This window comes from Streptomyces sp. NPDC047000 (genome assembly GCF_040644295.1).
In the GTDB taxonomy this organism is placed as follows: domain Bacteria; phylum Actinomycetota; class Actinomycetes; order Streptomycetales; family Streptomycetaceae; genus Streptomyces.
Genome location: NZ_JBEYWE010000001.1, coordinates 76,559 through 94,360 on the forward strand (window position 1 = coordinate 76,559; position 17,802 = coordinate 94,360).

Sequence of the window (17,802 nt, forward strand, 5' to 3'; positions counted from 1 at the left end):
ATGACCTGGCCCTTTGTGGCCGGTTGGCGAAAGGTGCGTAATTGGTGGCTCAGGGTCAGGGGGGAGCGGAAGGCGCGCCATTGGTGGCGGCTCCGGACCTGGATGGTCGGCGTGTACTATATCCTATTTGTCGTGTACGTGCTGTGGATAGCGTACTCGCTCTGGCCGAACGGGCCACTCGGGGGCCCCTTGGGGTGGGTCGCGCATTGGCTGGACAGTCATGATCTGCAGACCGCACTGTCAGCCATTGGGTTTTCGTCCACCACGGTGGTGGCGGCCGTGGTGTTCCTGATATGGCGTTTCAGGCGTACCCGCCACTACTACCTGCGCAAGGCGAAGCGGCATCCTGATGAGCTGGTAAGACCGGGAACCATCATCGGCGATGTCGTAGGGCGTGACAAATTGTGTGACGCGTTGATGAACAATCTGCAGGACAGTGAAAATCGCCGTCCGCATGTGATTGTCGGTGCCATCGGCGTGGGTAAGACAGCGCTGCTCGTGCGGCTTACTCAACGCCTTGCCGGGAAAGGCGTGGTTCCCGTCGCACTGCAACTCCGTGACGTCGAGATCAACGAAGAATTCAATTTCACGGAACTCGCCAAGAGACAATTCTGCTCCGAGGTGCTGGATCGTGTCTACGCCATGGCAGAGGCAGAGAAAGTCTGGCAGCGGCTGCGATACACCCAGGACCGGGTAGTCGTGCTGGCGGACGGTCTGGAGGATGCTCTGAAAAGAACTCGTGACCGCGACAGCAAGATCCGAAAAGCCATCGATGATGCGCGGGAGGCTGGACTCCCGCTCGTCATCACCTCCCGGCCGCAGAAGTCGCTGGAGGCCATCAACGCGGCCCAGACGGTTCTGGAGCCGCTGAGCGAGGAGGCGGCACTCGAGTATGTCGCCGGAGGCAGCAACTGGAGGTCGGACAAGCAGCGCATGGACTGGGTGGTGGAGGCCGCGGGAATTGCCGAGTCCCCGCTCTACCTCAACATCGCCAAGGATCTCGAGCGCCGCGACCTGCTCGAGCCGCTCGTGGGCGGCGGGCAGGATGAGAACTGCGATCCGCGCGACCAGGATGCGTGGGTGCTGCGGTACGACCTGCTCGATGCCTGGGTCGATGCGCTCGTCGACGGCCACCTCTACCCGGAGCAGCCCCTCTCCTACTATGGCCGTCGCCGGACTGTCGAGTACCTCTCGGCGCTTGCCTGTGCGGCTTTGCACACTAACTCGACCTACGTCCGCTACGGCGCCCTGACGGAGAAGACACCTACACAAGTCAGGGAGAGCGCAAAAGACAGAAACCTCGTCGTCGAGACACTGACCAAGTGGCTCACATCGCTTCAGGACCGTGCCGGAAACAGGGACGGTGCCGTCCGGTATCCGGCCGTGGACAACGGCGAGGCCGACGCGGATCCGGCCCGGGACATCGACGAGCGACTGGCGGGCAGTTGGGGTGCACGTCTGGGGTTGGTGGAAGAGGGGGAAGACGGTGTCAGGTTCCACCACAGCGTGCTGCAGGCGTTCCTCGCCTCTCGCTGCATGGACGCGTTCGTGCGCCCCAAAGCTGGGTCGGGACGGCGTCGGAAGTCCGAATCGCTCGCCGTCGTGTCATCGCAAACATCCCTCGCCTGGGTGGAGACGCTGATCGATTCCACCCTCACTAGCGGGGAATCTGCCGAGTTCGTCACAGATGCCTACTTCAATCACGCTCTGGGATGCCCGGGCCGCGAACTTGCCATGGCGCTCGTTTTTTATACGAGATCTCTCGACGCGCTGTCGGGGTGCCAGGCACGGAACGGGCCTTCTGTGCACTCTCCTGATGGCCGGTGCCCGATCGGCATCGTCCGGAAACGGCTTCTCGAGGCGGCAGCCCGCGCGTTGAAAGAGATTTCCGCGGTTGGCACTGCCGACGAAAATAGTGCCGAGGAACACGGTGACATCGAGCAGGACCCGAAGATCCGAGCGCTGGAGCTTTACTCGGCCGCACTGGACGTGGACAGTTTTCACCACCGGCCCCAGCACCGTGAAATCGTCGGTGAGATCTGTGTCGGGTGGGGCAAGCTGCAGGCCTACAACGACCGTAAGCTCGATGACCCGAAGAAAGCCTTGATCAAACGAATCGGAGCGACAGGACGGCTGCTGAGCAGACGTCAGGCTCTTCCAGCCAGCAGGGAAAACCAGGTCGAGAACGCCACCGCATATGACGTTCTGTTCGATATGGCCGGGAAGGAACCTTCCCACGGAGTGCGGTTCGCTATGGCCCAGGCCATCGGTGACGACGGCAATGCGGCATTTCTCGCCCTCAAGGACAGACTCTCGCCTGATATGGTCGGCCTTTCTTCTTCGTGCCGGAGCGAGATGAAGCTCACCTCCGCGCGAGCAAGCGTCGATGACCTTCTCGACGCCGTCTCCTTCAGCTTCGGATACCGGACAGCAAGGGGAGGCGTGGGGTCCCCACCCTCAGAGATGCCCGTACGGGAAGGCCCCATCGATGCACCGGGTACCACCAGGACCGAGCGGCTGCTGCGTAAGTCGCGATCTGCGGTCCTCGTCGACCGGCGACACGATGAGGAGAGGGCGGAGAAGACGGAGCGGAAGACAGGGGAAGTCGAACGGAGAAAGGACGTCATGCGGGCCTGGCTCGCTCCGTTGTTGGTCCAGTCCTGCTCATTCACTCGGCACGAAGACACTCCGTACGAATTGCTTACCCAGTGGATGCAGTGGATCACCACCCGCGGCTTCGATGACCTTGAGCTACAGGTCGCGCTCGCCCAGGGCTTCCGGCAGGCCGCCAACCACCGCACCCTTCCGACCAAACCCGCCAGAGCTCGCAACTTCCTCAACGAGCAGGCGTGGGAGATGCTCAAGCACACGCACTACTGGGCCGCCCGGCTCGCTCTCCTGCATGCGTTGACCCTGTGGGCGCTCCCGGACGACGTCACGCAGGCGCAGCCCCGGTACGGGCATGGCGCCAGCCCGGCCAAGCAGGTACGGCAGTGGTTGGAACACACCGCCGATCCCAAGATCAAGCGCAAGATCCGGCATGAGCACCCGCTGGTGAGGGCGGCGGGCAAGCTGGCGTGCCAAGCGCTGCAGACCCGGCGTCCAGATCGGTTCCTGTGGATCGACGAGGCGGGTACGGCCTCGCAGATCGGCTCCAAGACCAGCTCGCCGCGCGAATGGCGGATGCACAACCTGTGGATCCCGCCGTCCAGAGGCTGGAGCACGCTGGACCCGAGAGCCCAGCAGCTGCTCGGCGACGTACTCGTGCTGCTGATTCTCACCGAGGAGCGGGGCGACCGGCCAGAAGACGCCCTGAACCGTTTGAAGCACGCGTACCCCAACGAGCGGACTCAGCTTCCCCCGTGTATGGCCAGGGACCGCACTCCCCTCAACCCCATGCAAGCGCTCGTCGTGGACGTCCCGCTCTCCTTGCCCGGCTCCAACTGTGCCGACAACTGCCTGTTCGAGTTCTGCCCGTATCCCCCGAAGGGGCCTCAGTGCCGCACCGAGCTGAACGAGCTCTTCTGCATCCATCAGCGCTCGATGCTCGACAAGCTGCAGTTCCAGGCGTGGCGCTCTCTCAGGTTCCGCCGGCGGCCACCATGGCAGCGCAAGACGTCGGTGCCGAACTTGCGCAGATTCTGGGACGAGATGGGTGCGCGTGCCCGAAACCGCTCGCTCAAGGACGTATCCCAACGGCGGACCAGGTGAATCGCGGGCCGCTGACCGGGGCGGACGAGGAGTTCATGACGGAACGCCATGGGCGGGTACCGGTTTGTCAGAGGCTCAGAAAGGGAGATCGGCCGCAGCCAGGGCTGTGAACGCCGACCAGGTGTCCGGAGACACGGTCAGCCGCCCTCGTTCCTTGTCCTTGGAATCACGGATGTGTATGGCATGGGAGGCCACGGCGATCTCCACGCAGTTGCCGCCTCCCCCTCCGCTGTAGCTGCTCTTGAACCAGCCGACTTCGGTGGTCTTCATGGCGCTCCTCGCATCTGCTCCAGAAGAGCGATCGTGGCGTGGTGGCCCAGAGCCTGCGAACGCATCTTCCCATAGCGCTGGAGCATGGCGCTTGTGGCTTTCGTGTCGGTGACGAGCACACTGCAGTCGTGGGCTTCGACATAGCCCACCCACCGGTTGTCCGCCGTCTCGGCTAGGTAGAGCGGGCCCTCGAAGCCGGAGTGGTCTTCCTGGACCCGGGGCATCACCTGGATCTCCACGTTCCGCAGGCGGCCCACGCTGAGCAGGTGGTCGAGCAAGGTGTTCGTGACCTCCGTACCTGCCAGGCGGCGGTCCAGCAGCGCCTGCTCGACCACGAAGCTGAACGTCGCGTTCGGCCGCTCCGTCAGCAAGCGCTGACGGTCCGTCCGGGCCGCGACCTGCTGCTCGAACTGTTCCTGTGAGAGGGGTGGGAGGCGTCTGTCGAAGAGCGCGCGGATATAGGGCTCGGGTTGGAGCAGGCCCGGGATCACGGCGCACTCGTACGCGTACAGCGAGATCGCCTCCTCCTCGATCCCCGCCCACTGCCGGAACCACGACGCCAGGCCCGCCTTGCGGGTCAGGGTGCGGGCCGCCGCGCCGAGGATGCGTGCCGGCCCTTCGCCCAGGATCTCAGCCGAGCGCACCATCAGGTCGTTGGGCGGGAAGCGTCTGCCCTGCTCGATCTTGGCGATGTATGCCGTCGAATAACGGGTCAGCGAAGCGAACTGCTCCTGTGTGAAGCGAGCTTCCTCTCGCAGCGCCTTGAGGACCGCGCCGAAGGTCTTCAGGCTGTCGGAAAGTTCCGGCTCGCACGTTCCACCCATACCGAATCCGTTGTCCACCGTCGCCACTGCAGCTGCCTCCCGTACCCGCCGTGCTCATTGGCTGTGCGCGCTGCACCTCGCGACAGGAGTAATACTGACGGAAAGTGACGACTTGAGTCCAGTGGGTGAGCGGGTACAGGGGGATCTGTATCAGTGCTGGGTGGGTCTGGTCCCATGGCGCGGCCAGGCCGCCTGCGCCGCGCAGACCCGAAAGGGTCGGTGGGTGAGGATGAGACGACAGTTCTCCGGTGGAGTGGCGGGAGCTGCACGAATTCGTGGGGTCCGAACAGCAGGGTGCCTCGCTGGGGCTGGTCCACGGGCGCCGGAGGCAGGGCAAGACGCTGATGCTCGAGCTGCTGGCGCGGGAGACGGGCGGGTTCCTGTTCGCGGCCACGCAGCAGAGCGAGGCGCAGAACCTGGCCGACCTGGGGGCGGCGTACGCCGCATACCGGGGGCTGCGGCGCCCCGTACTGTTCCGTGACTGGCGAGACGCGCTGGACGAGCTGCTGCGCATCGGCGAGGACGGGTCCGTGCCGCTGGTGATCGACGAGTTCCCGTACCTGGTGTCGGCGACGCCCGCCCTGCCCTCGTATCTCCAGCAGGCGCTCAGCCCGCTCGGGCATGCCAAGGAACACACCCGCACCCGGCTGATCCTCTGCGGCAGCGTGCTGACCACGATGGCCCAGCTGCTCGGCGGGGGCGCGCCGCTGCGCGGGCGGGCGAGCATGGAACTCGTGGTGCGCCCGTTCCGCTTCCGTGAGGCGGCGGCCTTCTGGGGTGTGGCGGAAGACCCCGAACTGGCCTTCAGAATCAACGCGTTGCTGGGAGGCACCCCCGCGTACAAGGAGATGTGCGGCGGCACGGGGCCCGATGGCGTCGCGGACTTCGACCGATGGGTGACCAGGCGGCCGCTCAACCCGGCGTCGGCCATGTTCCGTGAAGGCGGGCTGCTCCTGTGTGAGGAACCCTCGATCGCGGATCCGACCTCGTACGCCGCGGTCCTCGCGGCGGTGAGCGCCGGTCATCACCGGCGGTCCGAGATCGCGGGTGCGCTGGGAAGGCCGAGCAGTGCACTCGCGCATCTGCTCTCCGGACTCCAGGACATCGGACTGCTGGAGCAGACCGAGGACGCCATAAGGGAGAAGCGGAGTGTCTTCCGGGTGGCCGAGCCCGTGGTGCGGCTGCATCAGCTGGTGACCCAGCGGCATGAGCCGGAGCTGGTGGTGGGGCGGGCGGGGCAGGTGTGGGAGGAGAGCGCGGACACCGTCGCGGGGAAGATCTTCGGTCCCCACTTCGAGGAACTCGCCCGGCAGTGGTGTTTCGAGCACGCGGCGCCGGAGAGTCTCGGCGGCCGTCCGAGCCGGGTGCGGCCCACCGAGATCGCGTGCAGGGAACACCGCCGAGGGCACGAGCTGGATCTTGTCGTTGCGGAGTCTCCCGCCTTCGGGGCTGACCGGATCACCGCGATCGGGGAGGCCAAGGGGACACTTGCCCCGGTGGGCCTGCCCCAGCTGGAACGGCTGGAGCACCTGCGGGGGCTGCTGCCCGCGGTGCGGGTGGGTGCCCTGCCCAGGCTGCTGCTCTTCGCCCGTTCAGGATTCTCCGGCGATCTCCGCCGTGAGGCCGGCCGGCGCGGGGATGTGGAGCTGATCGACCTGCAACGGCTGTACCAGGGGGACTGAGACGACCCGAGGGCGCCTCCTCGGGCGCCCTCGGGCCGTGCCTCGGCCAGTGCCGGGGCGGCTACCGCTTCCGGCCGCCGGACGGCTTCGGGTCCGGCTCTTCCCTCGCCGGTTCCGGGGTCGGCGTGATGATGGGGGAGGGGTCGGCCCCCTCGTCGGCGGCGCGGTGGGTGGGGGTCGGGTCGGTGCGGCGTGCGGGGGCGTCCGGGATGCGGGCGAGTTCCGGGGACGCCGTGTCCAGCGGTACCGACCAGGACCGTACGAGGCCCAACTGGACCGCCTGACGCGGCAGTACGGCGTCCAGGAGCCAGTCGGCCGCCACGCGGACCCGGTTGCCGGGGAGGGCGGCCAGGTGGTAGCCGCGGGTGACGAGACCGGCCGGCAGCCCCGAGAGGGGGAGGCCGAACGGGTTGGCGGCGGCCTGAGTGCCGCCCAGGTCGACGGCGAAGCCCAGGTCCTTGTGCCGGTACGGCCGCAGCTCGCGGCCGGTCAGTGAGGCGGTGATGTTGGCGGCGGCGGTCCTCCCCTGCCGCCACGCGTGCTGCGCGGTGCCCGGCGTGTACTTCCCGGGGTTCTCCAGGTCGGGCACGGCCGCGGCGTCACCGCACGCGAACACCTCCGGCCTGCCCGGTACCCGCAGGGTCGGTTCGACGAGGAGCCGCCCGCGCTCCATCGGCAGGCCCAGGGACTCGGCGAGCGGATCGGGCCGTACGCCCACGCACCACACCACGGTGCGGGTGTCGACGAACTCACCGTCGGTCAGGAGCACTCCGTCGGCGGTGGCCTCCTTCACGGAGCTGCCCGTCCGCACCTCGACCCCGCGGTCCCGCAGCACCCGGTCCGCCGTCCCGGAGAGCCGCTCGTCCAGCTCGGGCAGGACGCGGGGAGCGACGTCGAGGAGGATCCAGCGCGGGCTGATCCCCTGGTGCAGAGGATGGGCGCGTTGCAGGGCCGCCGTGAACAGCTGCCCCTGCGCCGCGACCTCGGTGCCGGTGTACCCGGCGCCGACCACGACGAAGGTGCATCGTGAGGTGCAGGCGGCGGCGTTCTCGGCGGAGGCCGCCAGCTCCATCTGCCGGGTGATGTGGTCCCGCAGATAGAGCGCCTCCGGCAGCCCGCGGAAGCCGTGGGCGTGCTCGGCGACCCCGGGGATGGGCAGCAGCTTGTTGACGCTGCCCGCGGCCAGGACGAGACGGTCGTACCACAGGGTGCCCGCGTCGCCCTCCGGCCCGGCGTAGTGGACCGTGCGGGCATCCAGGTCGATCCCGTCGGCCTCGCCCAGCACCAGCCGTACCCCCGGCAGGGTGCCGGGCAGTGACACGGTGATCCTGCGGGGCTCGAGGATCCCCGCGGCCACCTGGGGGAGGAGGGGGAGATACAGGAAATGGTCGGTCGGGTTGAGCAGGGTGATCTCGGCCCGGCCGCGGGCGGCCCGCTGCAGGCTGCGGGCGGTGCGGTAGCCGGCGAAACCGGCTCCTACGATCACGATGCGAGGTCGGCTCACCGTAGTCCCTCCGTGAGGTGTGACAAGGGTCTGCCGGGCGGGGAACGCGTGTCCGCGCCGCCGCGGTCACGCCCTGTGGTGCGGTTCCCCGGGATCGAGGGGGCCACCGGCGTGGGGAGCCTCACCGGGCGCTCCCGGCTCCGCGGCCCCGGTGCCGGGGACGACGGGCGGGATCGGCGGGACGGGCGGGACCGGCCGGTGGGGCACGCCGCCACCGGCCGCCGTGCCGGCCGACGGCATTCCTCCGATCCGCTCGGCCGGATGTGCTCCGGCCCCCGCGCCCGGCGCCGATCCGGACGGCGCGGAGGCGTGCGGCCGGGCCAGGGCGCGCAGCATGTACGCGACGGCGCCCAGGACGGCCGCGGTGATCAAGGCCGCCGCCCAGCCGGGCAGGCCGATGTCGAGGGCCAGGCCCAGCGCGAGCGCCACCGCCGCGCCCGCGTACAGGGCGGCGGCGCCGGACGCCGCGTAGAACGCCGCCCGGCGGCGCTGCCTGCGCGTCTGCTCCCGCAGCTCGTCGCGGATCGTCTCACGCGCCACCTGCGCCAGCTCGTCGACCAGGTGTTTGTCGAGATGCTCCAGGTGATCGGTTCCTTTCATGCGCACCGGGTACCCGCGGTTCCGGGCCCGTAACGCCGCGGCCCGGCGCCCGGCGTCCCGACGCGAGTACGCCGTCCCATGCCCCCGCCCGTGTCCGCCGTCCCGAAGGGAAGATCCTCATGAGCAGCAAGTCACTCCGAGCCCACGGCACCCCGCCGCTTCTCAGCGTGTACCTCAACGACCATCTGGCCGGAGCGACGGGCGGTACGGAGCTGCTGCGCCGTGCGGCCCGCTCCCACCGGGACACGGAGTTCGGCCCCCCGCTGGCGGCGCTGGCTGAGGAGGTCGCCCAGGACCGGGAGAGCCTGCGGGAGATCATGACCGATCTCGGTGTGCCCGTGCTGCGGCACCGGGCGGCGGTCGGCTGGCTCGGTGAGAAGGCGGGCCGCCTCAAGCCCAACGGGCGCCTCGTCTCGCGGTCACCCCTGAGCGACCTCGTCGAACTGGAGGCCATGCGGCTGGGCGTCGAGGGCAAGCTGTGCGCCTGGCGCTCCCTGCTGGCCCTGGCGGACACCGACCCGCGCATCGGCCGGGCACGGGTCGGGGAACTGCTGGGGCGGGCGGAACGGCAGATCGAGACCCTGGACGCGCTGCGTGACCGGTGCGCGGCGACGGTCCTCGCCACGGACCTGGCCGCCACGGCCACGGTCGCGGCCCGGGCGGCCGCGTCACGCGGGGACACGGCACCCGCAGACACGGCACATGCACCCGCGGCCGCCGGACGTCAGCCCGTCGCCGGCCCCCGGTAGCCGACCGTCCCCAGGCTCAGCAGTACCTGGCGTCCGGCGATCTCCGCCGGGGCGAGCGGGCCGTCCGGGCGGTACCAGTTGGCCACGCCCTGGCACATGACCAGCACCGCGCGGACGGCGTCCTCCGGGATGGGGGTGGTGAAGACACCCTCGGCGATACCGGCCCGCACCGTGTCCAGGAGCATGTGCTCCAGGTAGTCCCGCAGGGCGACGTAGCGGGCCCGGTTGGCGGGTTCCAGGCTGCGGATCTCCGTGTCGAGGAAGGCGAGACCCTTGCGGTTGGCCATGTAGAGCACGATCGACTCGACCATCGAGCGGAAGCGGGCGAGCGGATCCTCGCCCGCCTGGGCCGAGGCGGCCCGGCTGCGGTCGAGGACGTCCTTCATCGAGGTCTCGAGCAACGTGGCCAGCAGGGCTTGCTTGTTGGCGTAGTGGTAGTAGATCGCGGGGACCGTGACACCCACCCGGGCGGCTATGCCCCGCACCGAAGTGCCGTGGTAGCCCTGCTCGTTGAACGCCTCCATCGCGTGCCGCAGGATCGGGTGGAGGTCCAGCGGGCCGTAGACGCGCCAGTGTGCCGCCGTGGCCCCCGGGGCCGCCGTCGGCGTCGCTGCCGCGGCCTTCGCGGTGGCCGCGGTCCGTCCCGCCGGCCGCGCACCACCGGACCGTATGCCCGCTCGCGCGCCCGGGAGCGAGCCCGGCAGCGAGTCCGGGAACGAGTCCGGCCGGAGGTCCGACCGCGTGTCCGGCTCCGTGTCCGGCTGAGTGTCCGGCTGCGTGCTCAACGGTGCTCCCTCGGTGCGGTGTTCACCGGCGACATGGTACGTCCGGCGGAGGCCGGAGCGACGGTCTTCCCCCTTATCGTCCGTTCAGTTTCCGTCCTGTCAACTCCCTCTCCAAGTAATCCTGTTGCAGGCATTGACCGCTCTGTCGCCCCTCTCTACCGTCTTAGCGAGCGCTCAGTAGGTCGCATTCCCGCGGCTGCCCGGGGACGCCCCGGAACGGCCCGCAACGCATCCAAGGACGGACACCGATGGAACTGTCCACCACGCTGCAGTACGCCGGTGACCCGCGCACCGCCGCCGACGAGGCCGCCGCACTGGAGTCGGCGGGGCTCGACGCGATCTGGGTCGCCGAGGCGTACGGCTTCGACTCCCCGACGATCATGGGCTATCTGGCCGCCCGCACCGAGCGGCTGAAGATCGGCTCGGCCATCCTCAACGTGTACTCCCGCACCCCCGCCCTGATCGCCCAGACCGCCGCCGGACTCGACGCGATCACCGGCGGCCGGGCCCTGCTCGGCATCGGGGCGTCCGGACCGCAGGTCGTCGAGGGCTGGCACGGGCGCCGCTACGACAAGCCCGTCGGCCGCACCCGCGAGACGATCCAGCTCGCCCGGCGCATCTGGCGGCGTGAGGTGATCGAGCACCACGGCATCACCGACATGCCGCTGCCCGCGTCGAAGGGCGGCACACTCGGCAAGCCGCTGAAGCTGCTGACCCGCCCGGTGCGTGACACCATCCCGGTCTACGTCGCCGCGCTCGGCCCCGCGAACGTCCGCATGACCGCCGAACTGGCCGACGGCTGGCTGCCGTTCCCCTTCGTGCCGGAGCACGCGGCCAAGGTCTGGGGCGGCTCCCTCGCCGAGGGCAAGGCCCTGCGCGCCCCCGAACTCGGGCCGCTGTCGGTCGTGGCGGGCGGCCTGCTCGCCATCGGCGACGACGCCGCGCAGATCCGCGACCTGATCCGCCCCGTCATCGCCCTCTACGTCGGCGGCATGGGCGCGCCCGGCCGCAACTTCTACTACGACCTGGTCTGTTCCTACGGCTACGAGGCCGAGGCCGCCGTCATCCAGGAGCACTTCCTCGCCAGCCGCAAGCGCGACGCGGAGAGCGCCGTACCGGCCGAACTGTGCGAACTCGTCAGCCTGGCGGGCCCCGAGGGCCATGTGCGCGAGCGTGTCGAGGCGTTCCGCGAGGCGGGCGTGACCATGCTCAACGTCACCCCGGTCGGCCCGGACCCGGCCCGGCTCGTGGAGCAGGTCAAGAGCTGGCTCTGAGGCAGAGGCGACCGCCCCTCCCCCCTTTCCACCACCCCACCCGCACAGCCCGTCAGGAGGCCGCCATGACACCGGAACGCGGGGAAGAGACGGAGCGCACGACACTGCCGTCGCTCCTGGCGCGCAACGCCCGTGAGTACCCGGACCTGCCCGCCCTGTCCTGGCGCACCCCCGGCGACACCGGGTGGACCACGCTCACCTGGGCGGAGGTCCGCGACCGTACGACCCAGATCGCCGCCGGGTTCGCGGCGCTCGGGGTGAGCCGCGGCGACCACGTCCTGCTGATGATGTCCAACCGTCCCGAACACTGGCTCTCCGACCTGGCGCTGGTGCGCCTCGGCGCCGTGCCCGTCAGCGTCTACGGCACGGCGGCGCCCGAGCAGATCACCCACATCGCCCGCAACTGCCGGGCGCGGGCGGCGGTGGTGGAGGGCGCCGCGCAAGCGGCCGTATGGGGCGCGCTGCTGGCGGACGAGCACACCCCCCTCGACCGTCTCGTCGTCGCGGTGGACGGCGAGGAGGGCGCCCATCTCCCGTTCGCGGCGCTCACCCGCGAACCGGTCCCGGAGGGGTTCGGCAAACTGCTGGACGCGGCCGCCCCGCGGGACCCGCTGACCGTCGTCTACACCTCGGGCACCACCGGCGAGCCCAAGGGCGTGGTCCTCACCAACGAGCAGGTCTTCGCCAACGCCCGTGCCCTCGACGCGGTGGTGGACCTCCCGCCCCACGTCGAGCACATCTGCTACCTCCCCTTCGCCCATATCGCGGAGCGGATGCTCGGCATCTACCTGCCCTGCCACCGCGCCGCGCACGTCCATCTCTGCGCCGACCCGGCGGCCGTGGCCGACGCGGTGCGCGAGGTGCGGCCGCGGCAGTTCTTCGGGGTGCCGAGGATCTGGGAGAAACTGGCCGCCACGGTCCGCGCCGGTCTGTCGCTGCTGCCGGACGAGCAGCGCAAGGGCGTCGAGGACGCGGCGGACGTGGCACGCGAGTTCGTCGGGTTCCGGGAGCGGGGCGAGGAGCCGCCGGCCGCTCTCACGGCGGCCTACGAGCGGTGCCGGGAGCAGGTGCTGCTGCCGCTGCTGGCGCTGGGCGGTCTCGACCGGGTCAGCTGGGCGGCCAGCGCGTCGGCGCCGATGCCGCTGGACGTGGTGCGGTTCTGGGCCGGCTTCGGCATCGTGATCATGGACGCGTGGGGGCTGACGGAGACGACGGGCGTGGCGACGTCCAACAGCCCGCGCACCGGCTTCCGGCTGGGCTCGGTGGGCCGTGCGGTGTCCTGCGTGGAGGTGCGGACGGCGGAGGACGGGGAACTGGAGGTACGCGGGGAGTCGGTCTTCGCGGGCTATCTGCAACCGGACGGCTCGGTGCGGGCGGCGGTGTCGGAGGACGGCTGGCTGAGCACGGGCGACATCGGCCGGATCGACGAGGACGGCTACGTCTGGATCACCGACCGGAAGAAAGAGATGATCATCACGTCGACCGGGAAGAACGTCTCCCCGGCCCTCGTGGAGAACGCCCTGAAGGAACACCCCCTGATCGGCCAGGCGCTGGTGCACGGCGACAACCGCTCCTACCTGGTCGCCCTCCTGGTCCTGGACGCGGAGACCGCCCCGGCGTGGGCGGCGGCCCACGGCATCGACGCGGGCACCGACCCGGCGGTCCTCGCCGGACACCCCGCCGTCCTCGCCGAGATCGAGCGGGCGGTGGCCGCGGCCAACAGCCGCCTGAACCGCACCGAACAGGTCAAGCGCTACCGCGTCCTGCCCCGGGAATGGGGCCCCGCGACCGGCGAACTGACCCCGTCCCTGAAGATGCGCCGCAAGGTCATCAAGGACAAGTACACCGCGGAACTCACGGACCTCTACGACGCCTGAACCACACGCCCGGTGACCGGCCGAGACGTAAGGCCGGTGACCGGCAGAGGGCCGCCCCGCCGGAGAACGCGGGGCGGCCGTGAGCCGGTCGAGGCCGGGGCGAGGTCAGAGGCCGTAGGTCTTGCCGATGATGTCGCGCTGGATCTCGCTCGTGCCGCCGTAGACCGTCGAGACCACCGCGGCGCGCAGATGGCGTTCCATGCCGTACTCGGTGGCGTAGCCGTAGCCGCCCATCATCTGCATGCACTCCAGGGCCACGCGCTTCGCCGTCTCCGTGGCCTTGAGCTTGGCCATGGACGCCTCCCGGGGGAACAGCCGGGCCGGTTCCGCGTCGCAGTCGGCGGCGACCTCGCGGATCAGGAGGCGGGTGCACTCGATCTCCGTGGCGAGGTCGGCGACGCGGTGGCGCAGGGCCTGGAACGTGCCCACCGGGCGGCCGAACTGCTCACGGTCCGAGACGTACGCCACCGCGTCGTCGAACGCCCGGCGGGCCAGGCCCAGCATCGTGGCCGCCAGGAACAGCCGCTCGTTGTTCAGGCCCGCCATCAACTGGCCCCAGCCTGAGTCCACTTCGCCCACCACGGCGTCGGCCGGCAGGCGGACGTCGGTGAGGAAGACGTCGTTCACCTCACGGCCGCCCATCGTCTCGATGCCCCGCACCTCCACGCCGGGGGTGCTCATCGGGACGTGGAACATCGTCAGGCCTTTGTGCTTGTCGCCCGAGGTGCGGGCCACCAGCAGCATGGCGTCGGCGATGTGGGCGTTGGAGATCCACGTCTTCTGGCCGTTCACCAGCCAGGTGCCGTCCGGGTCGCGCTCCGCCCGGCAGCGCAGCGCGCCCACGTCCGAGCCCGCGCCCGGTTCCGACATCGCGATCGAGAGGACCGTGCCGTTCGCCGCGCCGCCCAGGACGGCGCGCTTCTGCTCCTGGGTGCCGAACCGTTCGTACGCCTTCGCCGTGATGACCGTCGTGATGAAACCGCCGGCCGGCACCATGCCGTACGCGACCTCCTCGAGGAACACGCACGCGTCCGCGAGGCCGCCGCCGGAGCCGCCGTACTCCTCCGGCAGGCACACGCCGAGCCAGCCCAGCTCGGCCAGCATGGCGTAGATCTTCGGGTTGTGGGGTTCCCTGCCGTTCTGGGTCAGCGCGTCCCGCTGCTCCTTTGTCCCGCACTCGCGTGCGGCGAAGTCCCTCACGGCGGCGGTGAAGTCCGACTGCTCCGGGGTGAGACGGCTTCCCATGCGTGCCTCCAGAATCGTGTGGTTCCACTGAGGATAGAGATACATAGTTATTATCTGTGTAGCTGTGTTGCTTGTCTCGCACATGCAGGTACCTTGAAAGGACCATGAAGATTTCTGCGAACGACTCGCTGCTCGCCCGGGCCATCGCCCGGCCGGAGACCGAGGAAAAACTGGCGCGGCGGATCCTCGACGCCGCACTCGAGCAGTTCACGACCTTCGGACTGCGCCGTTCCTCGGTGGACGATGTGGCCAAGCGCGCCGGTGTGTCACGGGTGACGGTGTACCGGCGCTTCCAGAACAAGGACGGGCTGGTGGAGGCGTGCCTGCTGCGGGAGGGCAGCCGGTTCTTCCAGGAGCTCGACTCCGCCGTCGCGTCCCTGCCGACCATGGCGGACCGGGTCGTCGAGGGCTTCGTGGTCACCCTGCGCCACACCCGCGCCCATCCGCTGTTCGGGGGACTGCTGCGGCTGGAGCCGGAAGTCGTGCTGCCCTACTTCACCGTTCAGGGCAGTTCCTCCCTCACCGCCACCACCGAGTACCTCACCGGGCATCTGCGGCGCGCCCAGCAGGCCGAGGGACGGCCCGAGTCCGACCCCCGGCCGGTGGCCGAGCTGATGGTGCGCATCGCCGTGTCCTTCCTCCTCAACCCGGCCGGCTGCATCGAACTCGACGACGAGGAGCAGGCCCGCGCCTTCGCCCGCCGCTATCTCACCCCGCTGCTGGACGCCTGAACGGACCGCCGTCAGGCCCGCACCGCCGGCGGTCCGGCGCCCCGCAGGCGGGTCAGCGCCGCGTGTGCAGCTTGCGCATCAGGGCGATCGCGCGCGCCTTCGCCGCCGCCGGGGTGCTGAACGACGTCAGGTCCACCGGGGAGGCGAAGCGGCGGACGGTCATCGACTGCGGTGCCGTGAACGCCCGCAGGCCCTCCGCCCCGTGGATCCGGCCGAAGCCCGAGTCGCCCGAACCGCCGAACGGCAGCGCGGGTACGGCGGCGAAGCCGAGCACCGAGTTGACCGACACCGCACCCGACCGCAGCCGGGCCGCGATCGCCGCGCCGGTGCGGCGGCTGCCGCAGAACACCGCCGCGCCGAGCGCGTAGCGCGACGCGTTGGCCCGCTGCACGGCCTCGTCGACGTCCGCCACCGCGTTCACCGCGACCGTCGGGCCGAACGTCTCCTCCGTCATCGCCGGTGAGTCCTCCGGTACGCCGACCAGGACGACCGGTGCGACGAAGCCCCCGGCGTCGCCCTCGGGCACCGAGTCCGGGCCGCCCAGCGCCGCGCCGGCGCCCGCCGCCAGGGCGTCGTGGACATGGCGCCGGATCACCGCCGTCTGGTCCGGCATCGTCATGGGACCGTACGTCGCCTCCGGGCCCGTGCCGGGGTGGAGCGCACGGGCCCGCGCCACGACCCTCTCCACCAGCTCCGCGTGCACCTGCCGCACCGCGTACACGCGTTCCACGCCCGCGCAGGTCTGGCCCGCGTTGCCCATCGCGCCCCACACGATCGCGTCGGCCGCCGCGTCGAGGTCCGCGTCCGCCGTCACGATCACCGCGTCCTTGCCGCCCGCCTCCGCGAGGAAGGGGGTCAGGGAGGCCGCGCACGCCGCCATCACCTTGCGGGCCGTGCCCGGGGAGCCGGTGAAGGCCACCTTGTCGACACCCGAGCGGGTCAGCGCGTCGCCGGTCGGGGCCGCCCCGGTGACCACGGTGAACAGGCCCGCGAACTCCGGTACGGCCGTCTCGAACAGCTCGGCGAGGAGCGCGCCCGTCGCGGGGGTGTACTCGGAGGGCTTGAAGACGACCGCGTTGCCCGCCGCCAGCGCGTACCCGATGGAGCCCATCGGGGTGTAGACCGGGTAGTTCCAGGGGCCGATCACGCCGATCACACCGAGCGGGCGGTAGGCGAGGGACGCGGACTGGTTCACCGCCGCGAGTCCCGGGCGGACCCGGCGCCTCCGCAGCACCCGTTCCGCGTTGCGGGCCGCCCAGTTCAGGTGCTCCAGGGTCAGCAGCACCTCCAGCTCGGCGTCCTGGCGCGGCTTTCCGGTCTCCTCCGCCACCGTCTCCGCCACCCGGTCCAGTGACGCCGCCAACTGCCGCTTCCAGGAAAGGAGATGGGCGCGGCGCTGACCGGCCGGGAGGGCCGCCCAGCGGGCGGCCGCGGTACGGGCGCGGGCGACCGACCGCGCGATGTCCTCCGCGCCGTGGACCGGGTGGTCCGCCAGCGGCTCGCCGGTGGCGGGGGAGCGGGTGGTGAACGTCTCCACGAGGTGGTGCGCCTCCGCTGGGATGTGCACCTCGGCGGGGGCGTGCGCCGTGGTGTTCCGGGTCGTGTCCGTCATCGCTGTTCCGTTCGTGTCGTCTCCTCGGCCAGGGGCTCCAGCGGCCTGTTCTGCGCCCAGTGCGGGCCCAGGTCGTCGAGCGTCCAGCCGAAGGGGTAGGTACGGGGCTTCGGGCGGCTCGGCCACCAGCCGGGGCGCGCCGGCATCAGCCGTACGGCCCTGGCGCGGGCCCGCAGCGCGCGGTGGGCGGTGTCGCGCAGCCAGCGGGGCTGCGGGGGGAGACCGAGGGCGGTGAGCAGGGGTTCGTCCAGGACGGCGAGCGAGGCGCGCACCACGGCGGGACGCAGCGGGCGCGGGAACCAGCCCGTGATGACCCGTAAGGTCGCCGCCGCCACGCGCCTGTTGGCGGGGTCGTACGCGAACATCTCCTTCTCGTAGGAGTCCAGGAGCTGCTCGAAGCCCGCGTAGTCGTCCGGGAGGCCGGTGATGCCCATCATCTCGCCCATCCGGCGCCCGACCTGGGCCAGGCTCTCGGTCTCCTGCCAGACCAGGGGGCGCCAGCCGTAGCGGTCGATCCAGCGCTTCGGCCCGACCACCGTGGTGGCGAGGACGTAGAGGTAGTCCTCGTTCGGTATTTGGTAACGGCCGTGGATCCGGTTGAGGTGGCGGGCGGTGGAGCGGCCGTGGTCGGAGTCCATGCCGTCGCGGACCAGTTCGTAGGCGATCAGTACGGTGTCGTCGTACCGCTTCTGTCCGGCGCGCTCGAACTCCTGCGTGCGGTCGAGCAGTCGGGAGATGCGGGGGACGCCGTAGTCGCGCAGGAACGCGATCGCGACGCCCTGCCGGTAGTCCCAGGGGAACTCGTAGTCGGTGAGCAGCCGGAAGATCTGTTCGTAGTCCTGGTGCGGGTCCAGTTGCCGGATCCGGCGGAGCCGGCCGTAACGGCTCATGACCACGGTGTGCCTCCTTCTCCTGTGTGAGGGGTGTGCCTGGTCCCC

General features: G+C 70.3%; 14 protein-coding genes. 6 read left to right on the forward strand and 8 right to left on the reverse strand.

Annotation, left to right across the window (positions count from 1 at the left end; genetic code table 11):
- Window positions 1-132: 132 nt before the first annotated feature.
- On the forward strand, window positions 133-3,711 hold the full coding sequence (locus ABZ862_RS00340) for an ATP-binding protein (RefSeq protein ID WP_360949727.1): 3,579 nt from the start codon (window positions 133-135) through the stop codon (window positions 3,709-3,711).
- A gap of 75 nt (window positions 3,712-3,786) precedes the next feature.
- Here the strand turns inward: ABZ862_RS00340 and ABZ862_RS00345 are convergent, their stop codons facing one another.
- The gene (locus ABZ862_RS00345; RefSeq protein WP_360949730.1) at window positions 3,787-3,981 is read right to left on the reverse strand and encodes a DUF397 domain-containing protein; all 195 of its coding nucleotides are present in this window, start codon (window positions 3,979-3,981) and stop codon (window positions 3,787-3,789) included.
- Window positions 3,978-4,805, reverse strand: a complete 828-nt coding sequence (locus ABZ862_RS00350) for a Scr1 family TA system antitoxin-like transcriptional regulator (RefSeq protein ID WP_360951340.1) — start codon at window positions 4,803-4,805, stop codon at window positions 3,978-3,980. The genes ABZ862_RS00345 and ABZ862_RS00350 overlap by 4 nt, the downstream gene beginning before the upstream one ends.
- A gap of 248 nt (window positions 4,806-5,053) precedes the next feature.
- Between ABZ862_RS00350 and ABZ862_RS00355 the strand changes: the two genes are divergently transcribed.
- Window positions 5,054-6,487, forward strand: a complete 1,434-nt coding sequence (locus tag ABZ862_RS00355; RefSeq protein WP_360949733.1) for an ATP-binding protein — start codon at window positions 5,054-5,056, stop codon at window positions 6,485-6,487.
- 61 nt (window positions 6,488-6,548) lie between these two features.
- On the opposite strand, the gene ABZ862_RS00360 is transcribed toward ABZ862_RS00355, so the two are convergent.
- Entirely contained in the window at window positions 6,549-7,991 is a 1,443-nt protein-coding gene (locus ABZ862_RS00360) for an NAD(P)/FAD-dependent oxidoreductase (RefSeq protein ID WP_360949736.1), read from the reverse strand.
- 66 nt (window positions 7,992-8,057) lie between these two features.
- Window positions 8,058-8,591 (reverse strand): phage holin family protein, encoded by a 534-nt coding sequence (locus ABZ862_RS00365; protein ID WP_360949738.1) that lies wholly within the window; start codon window positions 8,589-8,591, stop codon window positions 8,058-8,060.
- Between the two features lie 119 nt (window positions 8,592-8,710).
- Here ABZ862_RS00365 and ABZ862_RS00370 point away from each other — a divergent pair, with 119 nt between their 5' ends.
- The gene (locus tag ABZ862_RS00370) at window positions 8,711-9,340 is read left to right on the forward strand and encodes a hypothetical protein (protein ID WP_360949741.1); all 630 of its coding nucleotides are present in this window, start codon (window positions 8,711-8,713) and stop codon (window positions 9,338-9,340) included.
- Here the strand turns inward: ABZ862_RS00370 and ABZ862_RS00375 are convergent.
- Complete coding sequence (locus ABZ862_RS00375; RefSeq protein WP_360951343.1) at window positions 9,316-9,894, reverse strand: TetR/AcrR family transcriptional regulator; 579 nt, start codon at window positions 9,892-9,894, stop codon at window positions 9,316-9,318. The genes ABZ862_RS00370 and ABZ862_RS00375 overlap by 25 nt on opposite strands.
- 479 nt (window positions 9,895-10,373) lie before the next feature.
- Here ABZ862_RS00375 and ABZ862_RS00380 point away from each other — a divergent pair, with 479 nt between their 5' ends.
- Both ABZ862_RS00380 and ABZ862_RS00385 read left to right on the forward strand, forming a co-directional pair.
- Complete coding sequence (locus tag ABZ862_RS00380; RefSeq protein WP_360949744.1) at window positions 10,374-11,399, forward strand: LLM class F420-dependent oxidoreductase; 1,026 nt, start codon at window positions 10,374-10,376, stop codon at window positions 11,397-11,399.
- A 65-nt stretch (window positions 11,400-11,464) separates the two neighbouring features.
- The gene (locus ABZ862_RS00385) at window positions 11,465-13,276 is read left to right on the forward strand and encodes an AMP-dependent synthetase/ligase (RefSeq protein ID WP_360949746.1); all 1,812 of its coding nucleotides are present in this window, start codon (window positions 11,465-11,467) and stop codon (window positions 13,274-13,276) included.
- Window positions 13,277-13,381: 105 nt separating this feature from the next.
- Here the strand turns inward: ABZ862_RS00385 and ABZ862_RS00390 are convergent, their stop codons facing one another.
- Window positions 13,382-14,521 (reverse strand): acyl-CoA dehydrogenase family protein, encoded by a 1,140-nt coding sequence (locus ABZ862_RS00390; protein WP_360949749.1) that lies wholly within the window; start codon window positions 14,519-14,521, stop codon window positions 13,382-13,384.
- Between the two features lie 104 nt (window positions 14,522-14,625).
- On the opposite strand from ABZ862_RS00390, the gene ABZ862_RS00395 reads away from it, so the two are divergent.
- A complete protein-coding gene (locus ABZ862_RS00395; protein ID WP_360949752.1) occupies window positions 14,626-15,252 on the forward strand; it encodes a TetR/AcrR family transcriptional regulator in 627 nt (208 codons plus the stop codon).
- A gap of 52 nt (window positions 15,253-15,304) precedes the next feature.
- Here the strand turns inward: ABZ862_RS00395 and ABZ862_RS00400 are convergent, their stop codons facing one another.
- Window positions 15,305-16,864: an aldehyde dehydrogenase family protein gene (locus tag ABZ862_RS00400; RefSeq protein ID WP_360949755.1), complete on the reverse strand. Its 1,560-nt coding sequence runs from the start codon at window positions 16,862-16,864 to the stop codon at window positions 15,305-15,307.
- Window positions 16,861-17,754, reverse strand: coding sequence for an oxygenase MpaB family protein (locus tag ABZ862_RS00405; protein WP_360949758.1), 894 nt, complete (start codon window positions 17,752-17,754; stop codon window positions 16,861-16,863). The genes ABZ862_RS00400 and ABZ862_RS00405 overlap by 4 nt, the downstream gene beginning before the upstream one ends.
- Window positions 17,755-17,802: the final 48 nt, after the last annotated feature.